Source organism: Streptomyces sp. NPDC056296, from assembly GCF_042268605.1.
GTDB lineage: Bacteria > Actinomycetota > Actinomycetes > Streptomycetales > Streptomycetaceae > Streptomyces.
Map to the genome: position 1 here is coordinate 1 of NZ_JBHJRX010000026.1, position 19,211 is coordinate 19,211.

General features: G+C 72.7%; 18 protein-coding genes and 2 pseudogenes. 14 read left to right on the forward strand and 6 right to left on the reverse strand.

What is annotated here, in order from left to right; translation table 11 throughout:
* Nucleotides 1-382: 382 nt before the first annotated feature.
* Nucleotides 383-2,533: a SpoIIE family protein phosphatase gene (locus ACFCZF_RS20115; RefSeq protein ID WP_376672793.1), complete on the reverse strand. Its 2,151-nt coding sequence runs from the start codon at nucleotides 2,531-2,533 to the stop codon at nucleotides 383-385.
* A 231-nt stretch (nucleotides 2,534-2,764) separates the two neighbouring features.
* On the opposite strand from ACFCZF_RS20115, the gene ACFCZF_RS20120 reads away from it, so the two are divergent.
* From ACFCZF_RS20120 to ACFCZF_RS20140, 5 genes are all read left to right on the forward strand, one after another.
* Nucleotides 2,765-5,221, forward strand: coding sequence for a SpoIIE family protein phosphatase (locus tag ACFCZF_RS20120; protein WP_376672794.1), 2,457 nt, complete (start codon nucleotides 2,765-2,767; stop codon nucleotides 5,219-5,221).
* Nucleotides 5,222-5,288: 67 nt separating this feature from the next.
* Nucleotides 5,289-5,708 (forward strand): CBS domain-containing protein, encoded by a 420-nt coding sequence (locus tag ACFCZF_RS20125; protein ID WP_310869625.1) that lies wholly within the window; start codon nucleotides 5,289-5,291, stop codon nucleotides 5,706-5,708.
* A gap of 85 nt (nucleotides 5,709-5,793) precedes the next feature.
* On the forward strand, nucleotides 5,794-5,973 hold the full coding sequence (locus ACFCZF_RS20130) for a hypothetical protein (protein ID WP_310869624.1): 180 nt from the start codon (nucleotides 5,794-5,796) through the stop codon (nucleotides 5,971-5,973).
* A gap of 159 nt (nucleotides 5,974-6,132) precedes the next feature.
* Nucleotides 6,133-7,104 (forward strand): dTDP-glucose 4,6-dehydratase, encoded by a 972-nt coding sequence (gene rfbB, locus ACFCZF_RS20135; protein WP_376672795.1) that lies wholly within the window; start codon nucleotides 6,133-6,135, stop codon nucleotides 7,102-7,104.
* A gap of 51 nt (nucleotides 7,105-7,155) precedes the next feature.
* Nucleotides 7,156-7,656 (forward strand): metallophosphoesterase family protein, encoded by a 501-nt coding sequence (locus ACFCZF_RS20140; protein WP_376672796.1) that lies wholly within the window; start codon nucleotides 7,156-7,158, stop codon nucleotides 7,654-7,656.
* Between the two features lie 271 nt (nucleotides 7,657-7,927).
* Here ACFCZF_RS20140 and ACFCZF_RS20145 read toward each other — a convergent pair whose 3' ends face one another.
* The gene (locus ACFCZF_RS20145; RefSeq protein WP_376672797.1) at nucleotides 7,928-9,181 is read right to left on the reverse strand and encodes a YncE family protein; all 1,254 of its coding nucleotides are present in this window, start codon (nucleotides 9,179-9,181) and stop codon (nucleotides 7,928-7,930) included.
* Between the two features lie 172 nt (nucleotides 9,182-9,353).
* On the opposite strand from ACFCZF_RS20145, the gene ACFCZF_RS20150 reads away from it, so the two are divergent.
* Nucleotides 9,354-10,019 (forward strand): TetR/AcrR family transcriptional regulator, encoded by a 666-nt coding sequence (locus tag ACFCZF_RS20150; RefSeq protein ID WP_376672798.1) that lies wholly within the window; start codon nucleotides 9,354-9,356, stop codon nucleotides 10,017-10,019.
* A 127-nt stretch (nucleotides 10,020-10,146) separates the two neighbouring features.
* Here ACFCZF_RS20150 and ACFCZF_RS20155 read toward each other — a convergent pair whose 3' ends face one another.
* Nucleotides 10,147-10,512 (reverse strand): nuclear transport factor 2 family protein, encoded by a 366-nt coding sequence (locus tag ACFCZF_RS20155; RefSeq protein WP_375908009.1) that lies wholly within the window; start codon nucleotides 10,510-10,512, stop codon nucleotides 10,147-10,149.
* 177 nt (nucleotides 10,513-10,689) lie between these two features.
* On the opposite strand from ACFCZF_RS20155, the gene ACFCZF_RS20160 reads away from it, so the two are divergent.
* On the forward strand, nucleotides 10,690-10,974 hold the full coding sequence (locus ACFCZF_RS20160) for a hypothetical protein (RefSeq protein WP_375908012.1): 285 nt from the start codon (nucleotides 10,690-10,692) through the stop codon (nucleotides 10,972-10,974).
* 77 nt (nucleotides 10,975-11,051) lie between these two features.
* On the opposite strand, the gene ACFCZF_RS20165 is transcribed toward ACFCZF_RS20160, so the two are convergent.
* A complete protein-coding gene (locus ACFCZF_RS20165) occupies nucleotides 11,052-12,809 on the reverse strand; it encodes an ABC transporter ATP-binding protein (RefSeq protein ID WP_375908015.1) in 1,758 nt (585 codons plus the stop codon).
* Nucleotides 12,810-12,954: 145 nt separating this feature from the next.
* Here ACFCZF_RS20165 and ACFCZF_RS20170 point away from each other — a divergent pair, with 145 nt between their 5' ends.
* The 3 genes from ACFCZF_RS20170 to ACFCZF_RS20180 all read left to right on the forward strand — a co-directional run bounded on the left by ACFCZF_RS20170 (nucleotide 12,955) and on the right by ACFCZF_RS20180 (nucleotide 15,769).
* Nucleotides 12,955-14,043, forward strand: coding sequence for an S-(hydroxymethyl)mycothiol dehydrogenase (locus ACFCZF_RS20170; RefSeq protein ID WP_376672799.1), 1,089 nt, complete (start codon nucleotides 12,955-12,957; stop codon nucleotides 14,041-14,043).
* Nucleotides 14,043-14,672, forward strand: coding sequence for an MBL fold metallo-hydrolase (locus ACFCZF_RS20175; RefSeq protein WP_376672800.1), 630 nt, complete (start codon nucleotides 14,043-14,045; stop codon nucleotides 14,670-14,672). The genes ACFCZF_RS20170 and ACFCZF_RS20175 overlap by 1 nt, the downstream gene beginning before the upstream one ends.
* 158 nt (nucleotides 14,673-14,830) lie before the next feature.
* Nucleotides 14,831-15,769, forward strand: a complete 939-nt coding sequence (locus tag ACFCZF_RS20180) for an SDR family oxidoreductase (protein ID WP_376672878.1) — start codon at nucleotides 14,831-14,833, stop codon at nucleotides 15,767-15,769.
* On the opposite strand, the gene ACFCZF_RS20185 is transcribed toward ACFCZF_RS20180, so the two are convergent.
* A complete protein-coding gene (locus tag ACFCZF_RS20185) occupies nucleotides 15,753-16,292 on the reverse strand; it encodes a hypothetical protein (RefSeq protein WP_376672801.1) in 540 nt (179 codons plus the stop codon). The genes ACFCZF_RS20180 and ACFCZF_RS20185 overlap by 17 nt on opposite strands.
* 49 nt (nucleotides 16,293-16,341) lie before the next feature.
* On the opposite strand from ACFCZF_RS20185, the gene ACFCZF_RS20190 reads away from it, so the two are divergent.
* Nucleotides 16,342-17,142: an SDR family NAD(P)-dependent oxidoreductase gene (locus ACFCZF_RS20190; protein ID WP_376672802.1), complete on the forward strand. Its 801-nt coding sequence runs from the start codon at nucleotides 16,342-16,344 to the stop codon at nucleotides 17,140-17,142.
* Nucleotides 17,143-17,312: 170 nt separating this feature from the next.
* On the forward strand, nucleotides 17,313-18,008 hold the full coding sequence (locus ACFCZF_RS20195; protein WP_376672803.1) for a L,D-transpeptidase family protein: 696 nt from the start codon (nucleotides 17,313-17,315) through the stop codon (nucleotides 18,006-18,008).
* Between the two features lie 35 nt (nucleotides 18,009-18,043).
* Here ACFCZF_RS20195 and ACFCZF_RS20200 read toward each other — a convergent pair.
* Nucleotides 18,044-18,505, reverse strand: a pseudogene (locus ACFCZF_RS20200) (gfo/Idh/MocA family oxidoreductase); the annotation flags it as partial.
* Between the two features lie 4 nt (nucleotides 18,506-18,509).
* Here ACFCZF_RS20200 and ACFCZF_RS20205 point away from each other — a divergent pair.
* Nucleotides 18,510-18,866, forward strand: a pseudogene (locus tag ACFCZF_RS20205) (ROK family protein); the annotation flags it as partial.
* A gap of 150 nt (nucleotides 18,867-19,016) precedes the next feature.
* Nucleotides 19,017-19,202, forward strand: a complete 186-nt coding sequence (locus tag ACFCZF_RS20210) for a hypothetical protein (protein ID WP_375908033.1) — start codon at nucleotides 19,017-19,019, stop codon at nucleotides 19,200-19,202.
* Nucleotides 19,203-19,211 lie beyond the last annotated feature (9 nt).

The window sequence follows — 19,211 nt, forward strand, 5'->3', positions numbered from 1 at the left end:
TGGGGCTCCGCCCCCACGCGCCGCCCGCAGCCCAGCCCCGCTCTACGCCAGGGCTCCGCCCCGCGCGCCGCCCTCGTCCCAGCTCCGCTCCAGGCTGGGGCTCCGCTCCCACGGCCCCCGCAGCCCAGCCCCGCTCTACGCCAGGGCTCCGCCCCGCGCGCCGCCCTCGTCCCAGCTCCGCTCCAGGCTGGGGCTCCGCTCCCACGGCCCCCGCAGCCCAGCCCCGCTCTACGCCAGGGCTCCGCCCCGCGCGCCGCCCTCGTCCCAGCTCCGCTCCAGGCCAGGGCCTCGCCCCCGCGCCCCGCCTTCCTCCCAGCCCCGCCCACGCCAGAGCCCCGCCCCCACCCCAGCCCCGCCCCACACCCCGGACCAGCCGCCCCGGTCAGTCGCGAGCCCGCAGCAGCATCAGTGCGATGTCGTCGGGGCGTTCCTCCGCGCCCGCCTCGTGCCGCACCAGATGGTCGGCGAGCTCGTCCAACGGCAGGTCCCCGGCCTCGGACAGCCGGTGGGCCAGGTCGGCGAGGGCGTCCTCGAAGTCGACGTCAGGGGACTCCACCAGGCCGTCGGTGTAGAGGGCGAGCAGGGAGCCGGGGGCGAGAGCGAGCTCCGTGCGGGGGTACTGGGCCGAGGGGTCGATGCCCAGCAGGGGGCCGCCGGGGACTTCCAGCACCCCGACCTGCCCGTCCGGGCGGCGCAGCAGCGGCGGCGGGTGACCCGCGCGGGCCAGTACCGCCCGCCCGCGCCCCGGGTCGAGCCGCAGGTACAGCGCGCTGACGAACAGCTCGGTCCCGAGGTCGATCAGCAGCCGGTTGGTGCTGCGCACCACCTCCTCGGACGCCTGGCCGACGGCCGTGTACGCGCGGACCGCGGTGCGGACCTGCCCCATCAGCCCGGCCGCGGTCACGTTGTGACCCTGGACGTCTCCGATCACCGCCGCCGCCGTGTCCCGGGCCGGCACCAGGTCGTAGAAGTCGCCGCCGATGTCCATGCCCCGGGTGGCCGGCAGATAGCGGGCGGCTGCCTCGATACCGGGCAGCGCGGGCAGCGAGTGCGGCAGCAGGGCCTCCTGCAGCCCGTGCGCCAGCCGGTGTTTCGCGTCGTAGAGCAGGGCCCGGTCCAGGGCCTGCGCGACCAGCCCGGCCAGGCTGGTCAGGATCGCCCGCTCCTCCGTCGTGAAGGAGTGCGGCCGCTCGTAGGCGAGCACACAGGTGCCCACCGGCCGCCCCGAGGCGATCAGCGGCAGGAAGGCCCAGGCCGCGAAGCCGTCGTGCGTACCCCGTCGCGCCGGGTACAGACGCTCCAGCTGCTCCCAGGACTCGAAGAACGCGGGCACCCCCGTTCGGAGGACCTGCGCGCCCGGGATCCGCTCGGTGAGCGGCGTGCCGTCGAAGCGTTCCGCGTCGCGCCGGTCCGGATAGCCGCGGTGCCCCAGGACGTGCAGTCGGCCGGCCCGCGAGCCGAGGACGACCAGGCCCTGGCTGCCCACGGTCGGGGCGATCTCGTCCGCGATCAGCTGCACCACGTCCTGCACACCCACCGCCTCGGACAGTGCGCCGGTCAGACTGACCACCTGGGAGATGGTCACCAGCCGGGGCGGGGCACCCTCGTCCGGCACCGGCTCGGCGGGACCCGGCCGCGACACGCCCCGGGCCCGGCTGATGCGGACGCTGAGCCCGGTCCGGGTCGGATACAGGCGGAACGACAGCCAGTCGCCGGGCGGACGCAGGGCGACGAAGGACGTGGCGTGCTGGCTGAACAGCGCGGCCCGGTACCGGTCCTCGTACACCGGGTCGTTGAGCCACGGCACCGACGTCCACAACTGCGTGCCCAGCAGTCCGGCGACCGGTACGTCCAGGAGCTCGGCCGCCGCCGGATTGGCGAAGCCGACCCGCCCGTGCAGGTCGAGGGAGCACAGCCCGTACGGCAGCCGCCCCACCATCCGCACGGCCTCCAGCGAACCGAGCGTGCCCGGGGCGCCCCCGACCACCGGGGCGGCCAGCAGATCGGGCTCGGGGTGCACGGGGACACTCGCCGCGGCCGCCCGCTCCAGCCGCACCGCGAGGCGCTCGCAGGCCGCCGTCAGATGGTCGCGCTCCCGGTCCGACAGCGCCGGGGAACGCGTACCGGGCCAGGTCAGGAAGACCGCGCCGTACGCCGTGGACCCGGTCGCGACCGGCAGCGCGACCAGCGCGAACGGATAGGGCAGGACCACCGCGACCCGGGGATACCGCCGCGCCATCTCCTGTTCGTCGCCGACCCAGATCAGCCGCCGCTCACGCACCGCGTCGGCCACCGGGACCCGAGCCTGCAGCGTCACCCGTTCCCACGGCGCCGCGAACGCCCTCGGCAGCCCCGCCATCACCGCCATCTCCAGCACCGGAGGATCGGCGCCGAGCAGGTACACCGCCCCGGAGTGCGCGTGGACGTCCTCCATCATCGCGGCCAGCGCCAGGGACAGCACCGGATGACCGCCCGACGCCCTCGCGTCCACGGGCACCGGTGAGGTCGGTCGATCGTCGGACACACCGACCACCTCCTCGCACGGCGGCGCCCGTGACCCCCGGGTTCAAATCTCCTCCCCGAGGGCCCGCCGCGCACGGCGAGCGCCGTATCGGCACGCTCCCGCGGTGGGTGCGCGGCGCGTGGTTCCGTAGCCGCGACGAGTGCGGCCCGCGCCGCGCCCGCGAGCCCTTCCGGGCAACTGATCGCCGGTTCCCCGTCCGCAGGGGCTGCGCAGGTGTCCCATAAGCGCTGTAATGGCGGCGTGGTCAGTGAGGGCGCTGCGGAACGCGGATCGAGAACGCTGCGTGCCGAGGGTGCCCTGAAGGCGATCGCGTCCGGCCCGGACCCGGGCGAGCGGCTGCGCCGCGTCCTCGAACAGGCGCTGGTCTTCGCGGGCGCCTCCTTCGCCGCCCTCTACACGCCCGGCGAGAACCGGGAGCTGCTCTGCCTGGTCGAGTCGGCCGGCGTGCCACGAACCCTGTACGGGGTGCGCGACAGCTACCCCGCGTCCGGCGGCTCCCCGGTCGCCGACGCCCACCGCGGCGGGAGGCCGGTCTGGCTCGGACCCGAGGAGTTCGCCGGATCGGCCGAGTCGCGGCGCGTGCCGTCGAGCGGTTTCTCCCTCGCCACCCTGCCCGTCCACGGGGACGGCGGCGGCTGTCTCCTCGCCCTTACCGAACGCCCGCAGGGCTTCGACGGCGACGACCGGGCCTGCCTCGAACTGGTCGCCGGCGCCGTGACCTGCCCCGCCCCCGCCTCGGTCGCCGAGGCAGCGGAGCTGCAGCCGGGCGCCTTCACCCTGGCCATGGACACCGGCCGGGTCGAGATCGGCGACGACATCCTGCGCCTGTTCGGACTCGCCCCGGGCGAGTTCGACGGCAAGGTCGAGACGCTGCTCGGCCTGACCGTGCCCGAGGACCTGCCCTCGCTGATGTCGGTGACGGAGGCCGACCACATGACCATCGGCGACCGGGAGCTGGAGTTTCGGGTGCTCCAGCCCACCGGCCCGCCCAAGTGGCTGCGGCTGAGCGGACGCCTGCTGCCCGGCGGTGAGGGCCAGCCGGCCCGTCTCGTCGGTACCGTCGCCGACGCCTCCACCCTGCGCCCCGACGTGACCGACGTGGCCCGCGTCCAGCGGCTGGCCGCCGCGCTGGCCACCGCCGGCACCGTCCGGGACGTCAGCCAGGCCGTGGTCGCCGCGCTGCGCAGGCCGCTGCGCGCCGACCGGATCGCGCTGGCCGAGCTGGAGGGCGACCGGCTCGTCGTCACCGTCCTCGACCCGCCCGAGCCCGAGTCCTGGCCAGAACTGTGGCGGCTGGAGTGGCGCACCGAGTGGCCCGACGCGCCCGTACGGGCCATGCCCACCCTCGCCGCCGCGCTGCGCGAGGGCCGGGCCCGGATCTGGCCCGCCGGCACCGGCGACCTGGAACCCGCCCTCCTCGACGTCGGCCCCGGCGGCCTCGCCGTCCTGCCGCTGCCCGCCGGCGGTCGCATGGCCGGCGCCTGCCTGATCGGCTGGGACACCCCGCACGACTTCGGCCCCGACGAACGCGCCCTGCTCACCGCGTCCGCCGGCCTCGCCGGGCAGGCCCTGATGCGCGCCCACGCCTTCGACGCCGAGCACGAACTCGTCGGCATGCTCCAGCGCCAGCTCTTGCCGCGCCGCCTGCCCAAACTGCCCGGCGCGGTCGCCGTCGCCCGTTACCTGCCCAGCACCGCCGGACTGGAGCTGGGCGGCGACTGGTACGACGTGATCCCGCTGCCCGACCACCACGTCGCCCTCGTCATCGGCGACGTCCAGGGCCACAGCGCCGGCGCCGCCACCCTCATGGGCCAGATGCGCACGGCCCTGCGCGCCTACGCCGTAGAGGGCCATCCACCGGACGTGGTCGTCTCCCACGCCAACCGGCTGCTGATGGACATGGAGAGCGACCTCTTCGCCACCTGCGTCTACGTCGACCTCGACATGGAGGAGGGCTCCGCCTGGTGCGTCCGGGCCGGACATCTGCCGCCGGTGCTGCGCCACTCCGACGGCACGACGGAGATCGCGGAGGTGGAGGGCGGCCCGCCGCTGGGCGTGGTGACCCAGGCCGACTTCCCGATGAGTCCGCTGCGGGTGCGGCCCGGCACGCTGATCGGCCTCACCACGGACGGTCTCGTCGAGTCCCACGACGCCGACATCGACGAGGGCATGGACCGGTTCGCGCACGCGCTGGCCGCCTCCGACCCCGCCCACCTCGGGCTCGTCGCCGACGCCCTGCTCGGCGACGCCCGCCGCAGCGACGACGTGGCCCTGCTGCTGGTGCGCTACGACGGCATGGCCCTGCGCCCGCTCCGGGAGAGCTGGTCGGTGTGGCGGCTGCCCGAGGCCGTACGGCACGCCCGCCGCTTCACCCGCCGCACCCTGCGCTCCTGGGGAGTGCCGGACGACGACATCGACGGCGTCCTCCTGATCGTCTCCGAACTGGTCACCAACGCCCTGGTGCACACCGACGGCAAGGTCCGCCTCGACCTCACCCTGATCGGCGCCCGGCTGCGCGTCGCGGTCGCCGACGCCTCGCCCCGTACACCCGTCAAGCCGACCAGCATCGGCTGGGAGGCGACGGGCGGACGCGGCATCCTCCTCGTCGAGGCGATGTCGGCGACGTGGGGGACGCTGCCGGTCAGCGGGGGCAAGCAGGTCTGGAGCGAGATCCCCCTGCGCCACGCCCCGAAGTAGGTGCCGGTGCCACTTCGCCGGGTACCCGGCCCGCCACACCACGAGCGAGGGAACGAGGGATCACGACATGACCCAGTACGTCCGCGACATCATGACCGGCGACCCGGTGACCGTGGAGCCGCAGACCTCCGTCACCGCGGTGGCCCGCATCATGCGCGACCAGGACCTCGGCGCCGTCCTCGTCACGGACGGAGACGAACTGCGCGGCCTGGTCACCGACCGTGACCTGGTGATCCGGTCCGTCGCGGAGGGCGGCGACCCGGAGCAGACCACCGTGGCCGGCGCGTGCAGCGACGACGTGGTGACCGTGCGGTCCGACGACGAGCTGAACCACGCCGTCGAGCTGATGCGCGAGCACGCCGTACGCCGGGTCCCGGTCGTCGACGACGGACGCCCCGTGGGCATCGTCTCCCTCGGCGACCTGGCCATGGAGCGCGACCCGGAGTCGGCGCTGGGCGACATCAGCGTGGCCCGGCCCAACCCGTAGGGGCGCGGGCGCCCGGTGTTTCGCGGAGTCACGCCCGGGGACCCGCAGGGCAACGGCACCGGACGCAGAAGGAAGATGATGCCTCGTGACCACGGACACCAGCGAGAAACCCGTTGTCCGTCGCCTGGAGACAGGCTGGTCGAAAGCCCGCCGCCTGCGCGGCAGGGGCGCCATGCGCACCTGGATACCGGCGGTCGAGGACGGCAACGTGGCACGCGCACCGCAATGGGGCCAGGAGTCGAACATCGTCAGGGGCGAGGACTGACCGAGTCCCGAGGGTGACGGAAGCCTCCCAGCGCGCCGGCCATGTGCCGGCGCGGTGCGCGTCCGGGCCGGTCGAGGACCACGCGGGGCACGCCGGTAACGTCGGGGGCGTCCCGTACCGTCCGTTCCCCTACGACCGCAGCAAGGCACAGAACCGTCAATGAACCTTCTGGTCACCGGCGCCGCCGGATTCATCGGCTCGCGGTACGTCCGGACGCTCCTCGCCTCCGACGCGCCCGAGCCGCCGCGGATCACGGTCCTGGACGGTCTCACCTACGCCGGCACCCTCGACAACCTCGACCTCGGCCACCCCCGGCTGGAGTTCGTGCACGGCGACATCCGCGACGCCGCCCTCGTCGACAAGCTGATGGCCGAGGCCGACCAGGTGGTGCACTTCGCCGCCGAGTCCCACGTGGACCGCTCGATCCACGACGCCGCCGAGTTCGTCCTCACCAACGTCGTCGGCACCCAGACCCTGCTGGACGCGGCCCTGCGCCACGGCGTGGGCCCCTTCGTGCACGTCTCCACCGACGAGGTCTACGGCTCCGTCGACTCCGGCTCGGCCACCGAGGAGCACCCGCTGCGGCCGAGCTCCCCGTACTCGGCCTCGAAGGCGTCGGGCGACCTGCTGGCCCTCTCGTACCACCGCACCCACGGCCTGGACGTACGGGTGACCCGGTGCTCCAACAACTACGGCCCGCACCAGTTCCCCGAGAAGCTCGTGCCGCTGTTCGTCACCCACCTCCTCGACGGCTGGCGGGTCCCGCTCTACGGCGACGGGCGCAACGTCCGCGACTGGCTGCACGTCGACGACCACTGCCGGGGCGTCGACCTCGTGCGGACCGGGGGCCGGGCCGGCGAGGTGTACAACATCGGCGGTGGCACCGAGCTGAGCAACCGCGACCTCACCGGCCTGCTCCTCGACGCCTGCGGCGCCGGCTGGGACCGGGTCGTGCGGGTCGACGACCGCAAGGGTCACGACCTGCGCTACAGCGTCGACTGGAGCAAGGCCCGCGACGAACTGGGCTACCGCCCCCGCCACGACTTCACGGCCGGGCTGGCGGGCACCGTCGCCTGGTACCGGGACAACCGGTCCTGGTGGGAGCCGCTCAAGCGGCGCACCGCCTCGTAGGTGCTGTAGCACCACACAAGCCACAACAGCCTCTTCCTCTAGGCTGGCTCCGTGCGCCTGCTGCTCATGTCCGACACCCACCTGCCGAAGCGGGCCAGGGAACTGCCCGCGCGGCTACTGGCCGAGATTCCCGGGGCCGACGTCGTCCTGCACGCGGGCGACTGGGTCGACACGGCCACCCTCGACCTGCTGGAGAGCCGCAGCCGCAGACTCGTCGGCGTGTACGGCAACAACGACGGACCCGGTCTGCGCGCCCGGCTGCCCGAGGTGGCGTACGCCGACCTGGGCGGCCTGCGCTTCGGTGTCGTCCACGAGACGGGTGCCGCCCAGGGACGCGAGAGACGCTGCGCCGACCGCTACCCCGACCTCGACGTCCTGGTCTTCGGGCACAGTCACATCCCCTGGGACACCACCACCGGCACCGGCCTGCGCCTGCTCAACCCCGGCTCACCGACCGACCGGCGCCGTCAGCCCTACTGCACCTACATGACGGCCGAGGTCGCGGACGGCCGGCTCGGCGACGTCGAGCTGCACCGGCTGCCGCGACGGTAGGCGATCGCTGCGGCGAGGGCGGTGCGGGGGCCGGGGCCGGGAGAAAGAAGAGGGGGCAGCGCCCGCGAGGACGCTGCCCGGTGTGGCCCGGGACGCTCCGTGTCGGAGGAAGCGGCCCGGGCGCTTCTGGAGTGCGCTGTCACGGACCTCCTTCCGAGGGGAGTAGTGCCGAGGACATGCATGCCTCATCCGTTGCCGGGCGCGTACCCCTCCCGGGCGGGCTCACACACGCGCATTCGGACGATATGTCCGGCGCGGGCCGCGCGGCACCTCAGCCGGCCGACGGCCCTGTCCAGTCCGCCGCCACGTGCCCGAGCCGGACGCGCTGGGGGTGGTCGCCGACGGGGACGGACACCGACTTCTCGCCGGTGGCGAAGTCGATCGCCGTGACCTGGTCGGACCCGCTCTCGGAGACCACGCAGTGGGAGCCGTCGCCGCTGACCGTGGCCCAGTACGGCTTGGCGGCGGGGACGAGCGGCCCCTCCTGGAGCGTCGTGCGGTCGACGACCGTCGCGTAGTCGTCCATCGTGCCCGCCACGCACAGCTTGGCGCCGTCCGGGCTCATGGAGATGCCGTGGTGCCGCGAGTCGTTGACCCAGGTGGTGCGGTCCTCGCTGGTGGCCGGGTTCTTCGGCAGGGTCTTCGTCCGGGTGATCCGGTCGGTGGCGATGTCGTACTCGAAGAAGCCGTTGAAGAACGAGACCTGGAAGTACAGCTTGGACTCGTCGGGCGAGAAGGCGGCCGGCCGGACGGCGTCGGAGTGTTTCCCGAGGCCGATCGCGTCGAGGCGCTCGCGCATGTCGATCACCTCGACCTGCTCGTACGTCGTCGCGTCCACGACCGTGATGCGCCGGTTGCCCTTCGTCCAGTCCAGCCAGGGGGCATCGAGCGCGGTGTTCACCTCGCCGATGGACATGTTCCAGATGTAGTTGCCGTCGCTGGTGAAGATGTTCTCGTGCGGCTTGTCACCCGTGCCGAAGGAGCCGAGTTCCTCGCCCGTCCGGATGTCCAGGACGTGCACGGTGTTGGAGGTCGAGGCCGACACCGCGACCCGGGTGCCGTCGGGGGAGACCGCCATGTGGTCGGAGCGGTAACCCGAGACGGGGAAGCGCCAGTCGATGTCGCCGGTGGCGAGGTCGATGGACACGACGTCGGCGAAGCTCGGCCGGGAGACGACCACCGACCCGCCGTCCGGCGTCGAGTACATGTCGTCGACGAACTGGTCGTGTCCCTCGCCGACGCTGTTGCGGATGGCCTGGAAGTAGATCCACTTGATCGGATCGGCGTTGATCTCGGCCATCCGCTCGTCCCGGTCCGGGATGACGTCGATCCGGCCGATTCTCGCGAAGTCGCCGGTGGAGCGGATGACGTCGGCGGTGCCGTCCCAGTTGTTGCCGACGAACATCACCTCGCGCAGGCTGTCCGGGGCGTCCGGGGCCGCCGCGGCGGTGGTCGCGGGGGCGGTGACGGTGAGGGCGAGTGCCGCGGCTACGGCGCAAAGGTGCCTGGTACCGAAGGCAGGCATGCTGCTCTCCTCTGGCAGTGGGCGTGATGGGGGCGGTGGGGCGCGAATTCTGAACACAGCCGCTTTCAGAGTGAACTTACTGTAAAGTAAGGACGGGGTGCCCTTCTCCACAAGACCGCGTTCACGACAAAATTGGCCGCGGGGTGAGGAGTTGGCGGGGGAGGGGGACCGGGTGGCGGGCAGGCTCAGGGCGCCGACGGGCCGCTACGGCGGCAAGTCCGCCGCGCAGCGACAGGCGGAGCGGCGCGACCGCTTCCTCGCCGCAGCGCTCCAACTGTTCGGCGACACCCCCGGCTACCGCGGCACGACCGTGGCGGCCCTCAGCGAGGCCGCGGGCCTGTCCACCCGGCAGTTCTACGAGGAGTTCCGCACCCTGGAGGACGTGCTCGCCGCTCTCCACCTCCAGGTCAACGCCTGGGCCGAGGAAGCCGTCCTCGCCGCGGCGGCCGACGCGCGCGAACTGCCGCTCCCCGAACGTGCCGCCGCGATCTTCCGTGCCTACGCCGCCGACGTCACCGGCGATCCGCGCCGCGTCCGCATCACCTTCGTCGAGATCATCGGCGTCAGCCCGCGACTGGAGGAACAGCGGCTGGCCCGCCGCGCCCGCTGGGTCGACCTCATCTGCGCCGAGGCCCGGTCGGCCGCCGCGCGCGGGGAGGCTGCGACCCGCGACTACCGGCTCGCCGCCACGGCGTTCATCGGCGGCGTCAACGGCCTGCTCCACGACTACAGCGCCGGCTGGGTGGACGCGACCCTGGACGAGGTCGTCGACGAACTGGTCCGCCAGCTCCTGGCCGTCCTCCGCCCGCCGGGATGGAGCCCCGCCCCGGCGAGCTGATCACCCACGGGCCAGGAGCAGCGCCCCCGCGCACCCCGGCACCGCGCACCACCCCAGCAGAGAGCCGATCAGCAGTGATGGAGTACAGCGCCCGGACGCGCTGACCGGCCCCGGCCGACGGGCCTCGCTACTCGTCCCAGACCTGGATGGTGGTCTGCTCGACGATCCGGCCGTCCCGCAGGGACAGCATCGACTCGGCGAGGACCCGCTCCCCGTCCGGATACGTGCACTCCTCGGTGAACGCGGCGTGGTCGCCCTGGACGACGCAGCGGTCCAGCCGGTGCGTCATGTCGCGGCTGTACACGTCGTCGAGCATCTCGGCGATCTGGTCCCGGCCGTGCAGGACCTTGGGACGGCTGGGCTGGTCGAACCTGTCGACGATGCGGACCTCCGCGTCCGGCGCGTAGAGCGACACCAGGGGTGCCGCCGTCTCTCCTTCGATACCCCGGCGCAGCGCTTCGGTGTCGAAGCCGGGGCCTGCCGTGGTGCCCATGACGACCTCCTTCGAAGGCCGCGGCCCGAGGGAGGGGGGAACGGGCCGCCGTGGCCCTCTCCTTCGAGCTTCCTCCGTCCGGGCGCCCACGGCAATCGCGGCCGGGCCACTGGTCCTCACGAGTGAGCGGCGCCGCCCGCCCGTGTCCGGGCCCGGCCCGCGCGCGTTGCTCAGAGCATGATCTCAACACGACGTATCGTCGCCGCCGTCGGTCTCGCCGCCGGTGTCACCGGCCTCGCCGCGCCGATGGCGAGCGCGGCCGAGGGAGGGGCGCTGGGCATGGACAAGCTCAGCGTGACGCAGACGCTGGACTCGCTCGCGGTCGGTGACATGCCCGCCGAGGACCGCGCCCAGATGCCGCGGCCGTCCCAGCAGCTGAACCGGCTCAACGACCTCGAGCAGCTCCAGCAGGTCACCGGCCTGGTCTCGCCGCTGTTCGGCGCCGTCCCCGCCCTGGGCTGACCGCCGGACCGACCCGCCGTGAGGGCCGCCCGACTCCGGGCGGCCCTCACGCGCGTCCGGACGGTATCCGGCGCGGCTCAGCCGCCGGTGGCCAGGAACTGGGTCGCCGCCAGCTCCGCGTACAGCGGATCGGCGGTCACCAGTTCCCGGTGCGTGCCGACGGCGCGGACGCTTCCCGCGTCCATCACCACGATCCGGTCGGCCATCGTCACCGTGGACAGCCGGTGGGCGACGACCAGCACCGTCGTCGTGCGGGACACGTCGGCCACGGTGTCACGCAGCGCCGCCTCGTTGACCGCGTCCAGCTGCGAGGTGGCCTCGTCGAGCAGCAGCAGCCGGGGACGGCGCAGCAGCGCGCGGGCGATGGCGACGCGCTGGCGTTCGCCGCCGGACAGCTTGGTGCCGCGGTGTCCGACCAGGGTGTCGAGACCCTTCGGCAGCTTGGCGACCAACCCGTCCAGCCGGGTCGTCTTCAGCACCCCGGCGAGCGTGTCGTCGGCCGCCTCACCGTTGCCCAGCAACAGGTTGTCCCGCAGCGACCCGGACAGCACCGGGGCGTCCTGCTCCACGTAGCCGATGGCGGCCCGCAGCGAGGACAGGTCCCAGTCCGCCAGGCTCCGCCCGTCCAGCGTGATCTCCCCCGACTCGGGGTCGTAGAACCGCTCGACGAGCGAGAACACGGTGGTCTTGCCCGCACCGGACGGACCGACGAACGCCGTCATCCCCCGGGCTGGCACGTCGAAGGTCACCCCGTGATGGACGTACGGCAGATCGTCCGCGTAGCGGAAGCGGACGTCGTGGAAGGCGAGGGCGGCGGGCCGGTCCCCGGCGGAGGGCAGCGGGGCGGCCGATCGTACCGGCGGCTCGGCGGGCAGCCGCAGCGCCTCCTGGATGCGCACCAGCGCCGCCGCACCCGTCTGGTACTGCGCCACGGCGCCGATCACCTCCTGCAGCGGGGATATCAGGAAGAACACGTACAGCAGGAACGCGACCAGCGTGCCCACGTCCACGGCCCCGGTCGCCACCCGCGCCCCGCCCACCGCCAGCACCGTGATGAAGGCGATCTGGATGGCCAGCCCCGCCGTGTTGCCCGCCGCCGCGGACCACTTGGCGGCCCGCACGCTCTGCCGCCACGACTCCTCGGCCGCGTCGTGCAGCACCCGTTCCTCCCGGTGCTCGGCACCCGACGCCTTCACCGTGCGCAGGGCGCCCAGCACCCGCTCCAGCGCGGCCCCCATCACACCGACGGCCTTCTGGGCCTCCTTGCTCGCCCGGTTGATGTGCGGCGCGATCAGCCCGATCACCGTCCCCGCGCCCGCGATCACCGCCAGCGTCACCCCGAGCAGCACCGGATCGACCAGCCCCATCATCACGATCGTCGCGACCAGCGTGAGCCCGCCGGTGCCGAGGCCGACCAGCGACTCGGAGGTGACCGTGCGCAGCAGCGTCGTGTCGGAGGTGATCCGGGCCATCAGGTCGCCGGGCTCGGTGCGGTCCACGGCCACGACGCGCAGCCGCAGCAGATACGACGACAGGGTGCGCCGCGCGTCGAGCACCACCGACTCGGCGGTGCGGCGCAGCACGTAGGAACCCAGGGCGCCCACCACCGCGTTGGCCACGACCAGAGCCGACATGGCGAGCAAAGCGCCGGTGATGGCGCGGTCGTGCGACAGGTCGTCGATCAGGCCGCGCGCCACCAGCGGCAGCAGCAGCCCCGTCCCTCCGGTGAGCAGCGAGAGCAGCGCGCCTGCGAACAGCGCGCGGCGGTGCGGCCGGACGTAACCCAGCAGCAGCCGCCAGGCGGGCGGACCGGTCTCCGTCTCTGCGATGCTCACGACGCTCCTTCGATGGCTGGACGGGCGAATGGGCGGACGGGCGGGCGGACGACTCAGGTTATGTCGCCCTGTCGTCGGCCCGTACCGATCAGTTGAGCGTAGGGTCGGAGTGATTCATCGAGTGGCCGAAGAAGGAGTCCAGACCATGGCGCAGGAAGTACGCGGCGTGATCGCACCGGGCAAGGACGAACCGGTGCGGATCGAGACGATCGTCGTGCCCGATCCCGGACCGGGCGAGGCCGTGGTCGCCATCCAGGCCTGCGGGGTGTGCCACACCGATCTGCACTACAAGCAGGGCGGCATCAGCGACGAGTACCCGTTCCTGCTCGGCCACGAGGCCGCGGGCGTCGTGGAGTCCGTCGGCGCCGGCGTCACCGACGTGGCCCCCGGCGACTTCGTGATCCTCAACTGGCGCGCGGTGTGCGGCAAGTGCCGTGCCTGTCTGCGCGGTCGGCCCTGGTACTGCTTCGACACCCACAACGCCGAGCAGAGGATGACTCTCGCCTCGACCGGCCAGGAGCTCTCCCCGGCCCTCGGCATCGGCGCCTTCGCCGAGAAGACGCTGGTCGCCGCCGGACAGTGCACCAAGGTCGACCCGGCCGTCTCCGCGCAGGTCGCCGGACTGCTGGGCTGCGGGGTGATGGCCGGCATCGGTGCCGCCATCAACACCGGGAACGTCGGCCGCGGTGACACGGTCGCCGTCATCGGCTGCGGCGGCGTCGGCGACGCCGCGATCGCCGGTTCCCACCTGGCCGGGGCGGCGAAGGTCATCGCCGTCGACATCGACGACCGCAAGCTGGAGACCGCCCGCTCCATGGGCGCCACCCACACCGTCAACTCCCGCGAGACCGACCCCGTCGACGCGATCCGCGAACTGACCGGCGGCTTCGGCGCCGACGTGGTCATCGAGGCGGTCGGCCGCCCGGAGACCTATCAGCAGGCCTTCTACGCCCGGGACCTGGCCGGCACCGTCGTCCTCGTCGGCGTACCGACGCCCGAGATGAAGCTGGAACTGCCGCTCCTCGACGTCTTCGGACGCGGCGGCTCCCTGAAGTCGTCCTGGTACGGCGACTGCCTGCCCTCCCGGGACTTCCCGATGCTCATCGACCTCCACCTCCAGGGCCGCCTGGACCTCGGCAAGTTCGTCACGGAGACCATCCAGCTCGACGAGGTCGAGAAGGCCTTCGAGCGGATGCACGCCGGTGACGTGCTGCGTTCGGTGGTGGTGCTGTGATGGCCGCCCGCATCGAACGCCTCGTCACCTCCGGGCAGTTTAGCCTCGACGGCGGCACCTGGGACGTCGACAACAACGTCTGGCTCGTCGGCGACGACCACGAGGTGATCGTCATCGACGCCGCCCACGACCCCGACGCGATCGCCGAGGCCGTCGGGGACCGCAGGCTGACCGCCATCGTGTGCACCCACGCCCACAACGACCACGTCAACGCCGCGCCGGCCCTCGCCGAGCGCACCGGCGCCGTCATCTGGCTGCACCCCGACGACCTGCCGCTGTGGCAGCAGACCCACCCCGACCGGGACCCCGACGCCTGGCTGACCGACGGCCAGGTCATCGAGGCCGCCGGCGCCGACCTGACGGTCCTGCACACCCCCGGGCACGCCCCCGGCGCCGTCTGCCTCTACGACCCCGGTCTCGGCGCCCTCTTCAGCGGCGACACCCTCTTCCAGGGCGGGCCCGGCGCCACCGGCCGCTCCTACTCCCACTTCCCGACCATCATCGACTCGATCCGCGACCGGCTCCTTGTCCTCCCGCCCGAGACGAAGGTGCACACCGGCCACGGCGACCCGACCACCATCGGCGCCGAGGCCCCGCAACTGGACGAGTGGATCAAGCGCGGGCACTGAGGCACTGACCTGTCACGGGACACGCATAGAACGGGACACGCATAGAACGGGACACGCGTAAAAAGGTGACACGCGTAAAAAGGTGACAGAAGATGTCCGGCTTCCCGGGCACTCTCGACCACGACATCACTCGTGCGGGAGAGGAACGGGAGCCGGACATGACAGCGTCACCGGAAGAGCCACTGGAGAAGCCGCTGGCGGGCAGAGTCGCACTGGTCGCCGGTGCGACCCGGGGCGCCGGACGCGGCATCGCCGTCGAACTGGGCGCGGCCGGCGCCACCGTCTACGTCACCGGCCGCAGCACCCGCGCCCGGCGCTCCGAGTACGACCGCCCCGAGACCATCGAGGACACCGCCGACCTGGTCACCGAGGCCGGCGGCCGGGGCATCGCCGTACCGACCGACCACCTGGACCCGGCGCAGGTCGCCGCGCTCGTCGACCGCGTCGCCCGCGAACAGGACCGCCTCGACATCCTGGTCAACGACATCTGGGGCGGCGAGAACCTCTTCGATTGGGACAACCCCGTCTGGGAGCACGACCTCGACAAGGGTCTCAGGCTCCTGCGGCTCGCCGTCGAGACGCACGCCGTCACCAGCCACCACGCCCTGCCGCTGCTGCTGCGCCGCCCCGGCGGGCTGGTCGTCGAGGTCACCGACGGCACCGACGACTACAACCGCGACCACTACCGCGTCTCCTTCTTCTACGACCTCGCCAAGACGTCCGTCCTGCGCATGGCCTTCGCCCTCGGCCACGAACTCGGCCCGCGCGGCGCGACGGCCGTCGCGCTCACCCCCGGCTGGCTGCGCTCGGAGATCATGCTCGACCACTACGGCGTACGCGAGGAGAACTGGCGCGACGCCCTGGACCGCGTCCCGCACTTCGCCATCTCCGAGACGCCCCGCTACGTCGGCCGCGCCGTCACGGCCCTCGCCGCCGACCGGGACGTGGCGCGCTTCAACGGCCGGTCCCTCTCCAGCGGCGGTCTCGCCCAGGAGTACGGCTTCACCGACCTCGACGGCAGCCGCCCGGACGCCTGGCGCTACGTCGTCGAGGTGCAGGACGCGGACAAGCCGGCCGACGTCACCGGTTACCGTTGACGGGCGGCAGCGGCCAGCGGGCCGCGTGACCCGGGGGGAGGGCCAGGTCCTCCCGTACGGCCGTGTAGTAGCCCTCGCGACCGGCGCGCTGCCGCTCCAGCAGGGCCTGCCAGGCGTCCGGGTCACGTGTCTCCGCACGTAGGAAGCGCTCCATCTCCAGCACCGTCACGACCCAGGCCCGTGCCTTCTCCACGACCTCCCTGCTGCCGAGCAGGAGCAGCGCCTCCCCGGCGGGGTCCCGGGCGAGGGTCGCCTCGGCCTGGGCCGGCGCGGCCTCCTCGGGGCTCAGCGGGTGTGGGTGCGGGTCGTTGCCGAGGTGGGCGGCGACCCGGTACGTCAGCGTGACGGAGGTCTTGAGGGTGCGCGCGTAGTCGGCGTAGACCGCGAGCCTGCGCTCCTCCCAGCGGGCCGCGCTCTCACTGCGCGACCGGGCCCGGTCGCTGCGGACCACGGCGAGATACGAACCGAGCGCGCCGATGACGACGCCTATGAGCGCGGGGAGTTGCTGAAGGAACGCGGACATGGAGGCACGCTATCTGCCCGAGTGATCGTTTCGGCAGTACCGTCGGGCCATGACGGACACAGGGCGTTTCACCGACCACGGAGTACTGATCACGGGTGCCGCGCGGGGCATCGGCGCGGCCACCGCCCGCCGGTTCGCCGCCGAGGGGGCGCGGGTGCTGCTGACCGACGTGGACCTCTCCGCCGCGCGGCGCACGGCGGCGGAGCTGACGGAACAAGGGCTCACCGTCGAGGCGTTCGGCTGCGACGTGGCCGACCGGGCGTCCGTCGAGGCGGCCGTCGCCCACGCCGTGGACACCTTCGGCGCCCTCGACGCGCTGGTCAACAACGCCTACGCCTGCTCACCCGACGCCCCGCTCTTCGAGGACGAACCCGACGAGGTCTGGGCCCGCGACCTCGACGTCACCCTCACCGGCGCCTACCGCTGCTGCCGTGCCGCGCTGCCCCACCTCGCGGCCTCGGGGCGCGGCGCGATCGTGAGCGTCGGCTCGGTCAACGGCGTCCAGGACTTCGGCAACCACGCGTACAGCGCCGCCAAGGCGGGGCTCGGCTCCCTGACCCGCACCCTCGCCGGACACGCGGCGGCGCGCGGCGTCCGCGTCAACCTCGTGACGCCGGGCACCGTGCGCACCACGGCCTGGGAAGGCCGGGAGGACGATCTCGCGGCGGTCCGGCGGCTGTACCCGCTGGGACGGGTCGGCGAACCCGAGGACATCGCGGCGGCCGTCGCCTTCCTCGCCTCGCGGGACGCGGCCTGGATCACCGGTACCACGCTGGCCGTCGACGGCGGTCTGACCGCCGTCAACACCGGGTTCCGGCAGGCGGTCCAGGAGTGGGGCGACACGGACTGACGGCCGGTCGGCGGTTCGAGGACGCCCGGTGGCGTTTGTCACCGTTTCGTCGCGACGCGGGTGCGGCGGGCAACCGAAGCCGCCTGGCGGCGGTCTAGCAGGCGGGGAGCACGCCACGGGCGATACCTCCGCCCGATTTCCACCGCTTCGACGCGAAAGGCTGACCGGCCATGGGGGACATACGCAGACGGGGAGCCGTCGCACTCGCGGTCACCGCACTGGTGGCACCGCTCACGCTCGCGCTCGGCGCCGCACCGGCCCAGGCGGCGAGCTGCACCACACAGACCGGCCCGTACCAGAAGAAGGTGGAGAAGTTCCTCGGCCGCCCGGCCGACGGCAAGCAGTCCACCGCCGACTGCAAGGCGATCCGCGCCTTCCAGACCAAGCACGGCATCAAGCCGAACATCGGCTACGCGGGCCCCGTCACCTGGGGCGTGATGGACCTGATGACGAAGCAGAAGGCCGTCGGCAAGAACCCCAACAAGTCGGGCAAATGCCCGGTGAACAAGGGCCGTATCGCCTGCGTGGACCTCACCCTCCAGCTGAGCTGGATCCAGGACGGCAAGAAGCTCGTGTACGGCCCCGTGCCGGTCCGCACCGGCCGCAACGGATACGAGACCCGCACCGGCCTGAAGAAGGTCTACTGGCGCAACATCGACCACCACTCGACCATCTACGACGTGCCGATGCCCTACAGCCAGTTCTTCGACGGCGGCCAGGCCTTCCACTCGGCCGGCGTCAGCATGTGGAACCCGCCCGGCTCGCACGGCTGCGTCAACATGACGAAGACCGACGCCAAGAAGTACTGGTCGCTGCTGAAGAAGGGCGACGACGTCTACGTGTACGGCCGCAAGCCGGGCACCTGACGGTTGTCCTCGGGCACCCGGCTCGCGCGGCCGCGTCACAGCACCGGCGCGTCTCCGAAGTCCGGGATCACCAGCCTGGCCCCGCCCTGCCGCGCGGACTCGTGCGCGACGATGCCCGGCAGGGTGTGGCGGGCGGCGACCCACGCGTTCACGGACGGCAGGGTCCGGGAGTTCACCGCCGTCACGAAGTCGTCCACCAGGAAGTGGTGGCTGCCCTCGTGCCCGTTGTGCATCTCGTCGAACGCCCTCGGCAGCCGCGCCCGGTCGTGCACCGGCGCCGAACCCGAGGTGAAGGCGGCCCGCAGCTCCGGCGCGACATGCTGGAGGGACGGGTCGTCGGGGGACGTGGCGGGCCTGGGCTCCAGCAGGTCGCTGATGTCCTCCACCCCGTTCTTGTCCTGCCACAGGGCCACCGTGGCGAGCTGCTCCATGCTGGCCTCGGTGCCGAAGAAGCGGAAACGGGACTCCCGGATGTGCGAGGGACAGCCGACCCGCCGGACCCGCTACCAGGTCAGGGCCGCCACCGGCCGCGACCTGAGCTACGAGGAGATCCTCGCGTCCGCCGCCGAAGGTGAGCCCATGCCGGCCCGGGTCGTCGAGGAGGCCGGGCGGGCCCTGGGCGCCCTGGTGGCGCAGATCGCCAACTTCGTGATGCCGCGGAGGATCCTGCTCGCCGGGGAGGGTGTCGGCCTGATGGACGTGGCCGGTGATGTGGTGGAGAACACCATCCGCGACAACCGGCATCCGCGGGCCGCGCCGGTCGGTCTGGAGACCAAGGTGTCCGACTTTCACGACTGGGCGCGCGGTGCCGCCGTGTTGGCGATCCAGGTGCTGGTGCTGGGGGCCGCACAGGTGTGAAGTGGCGGGCCGTGTGCGGCGGAACACAGTCGCTGTGAACGAACTCGCCCGTAGGCCTTGACAGATGAGAAGATCGACGTGATCAGTAACACGGTCCGGTATGTCCGTTTGGCTCGCCATTACTCACATCGTCTTCACGCCGGGCGCCGTATGCTTCACAGCATGTCCACCACTGTTGAACCCTCCTCCGAGCGATCGGCTGCCGAGGTCAACGAGGAGATCCGGGCCCTGTGGCTCCGGTCGGGCGGGACACTGAGCGTCGAGCAGCGCGCGGAGTACCAGCGGCTGGTCATGGAGTGGGCCACAGCGGCCCCGGAGCCCGCGAGGGCCGCCTGAGCGGCGGCT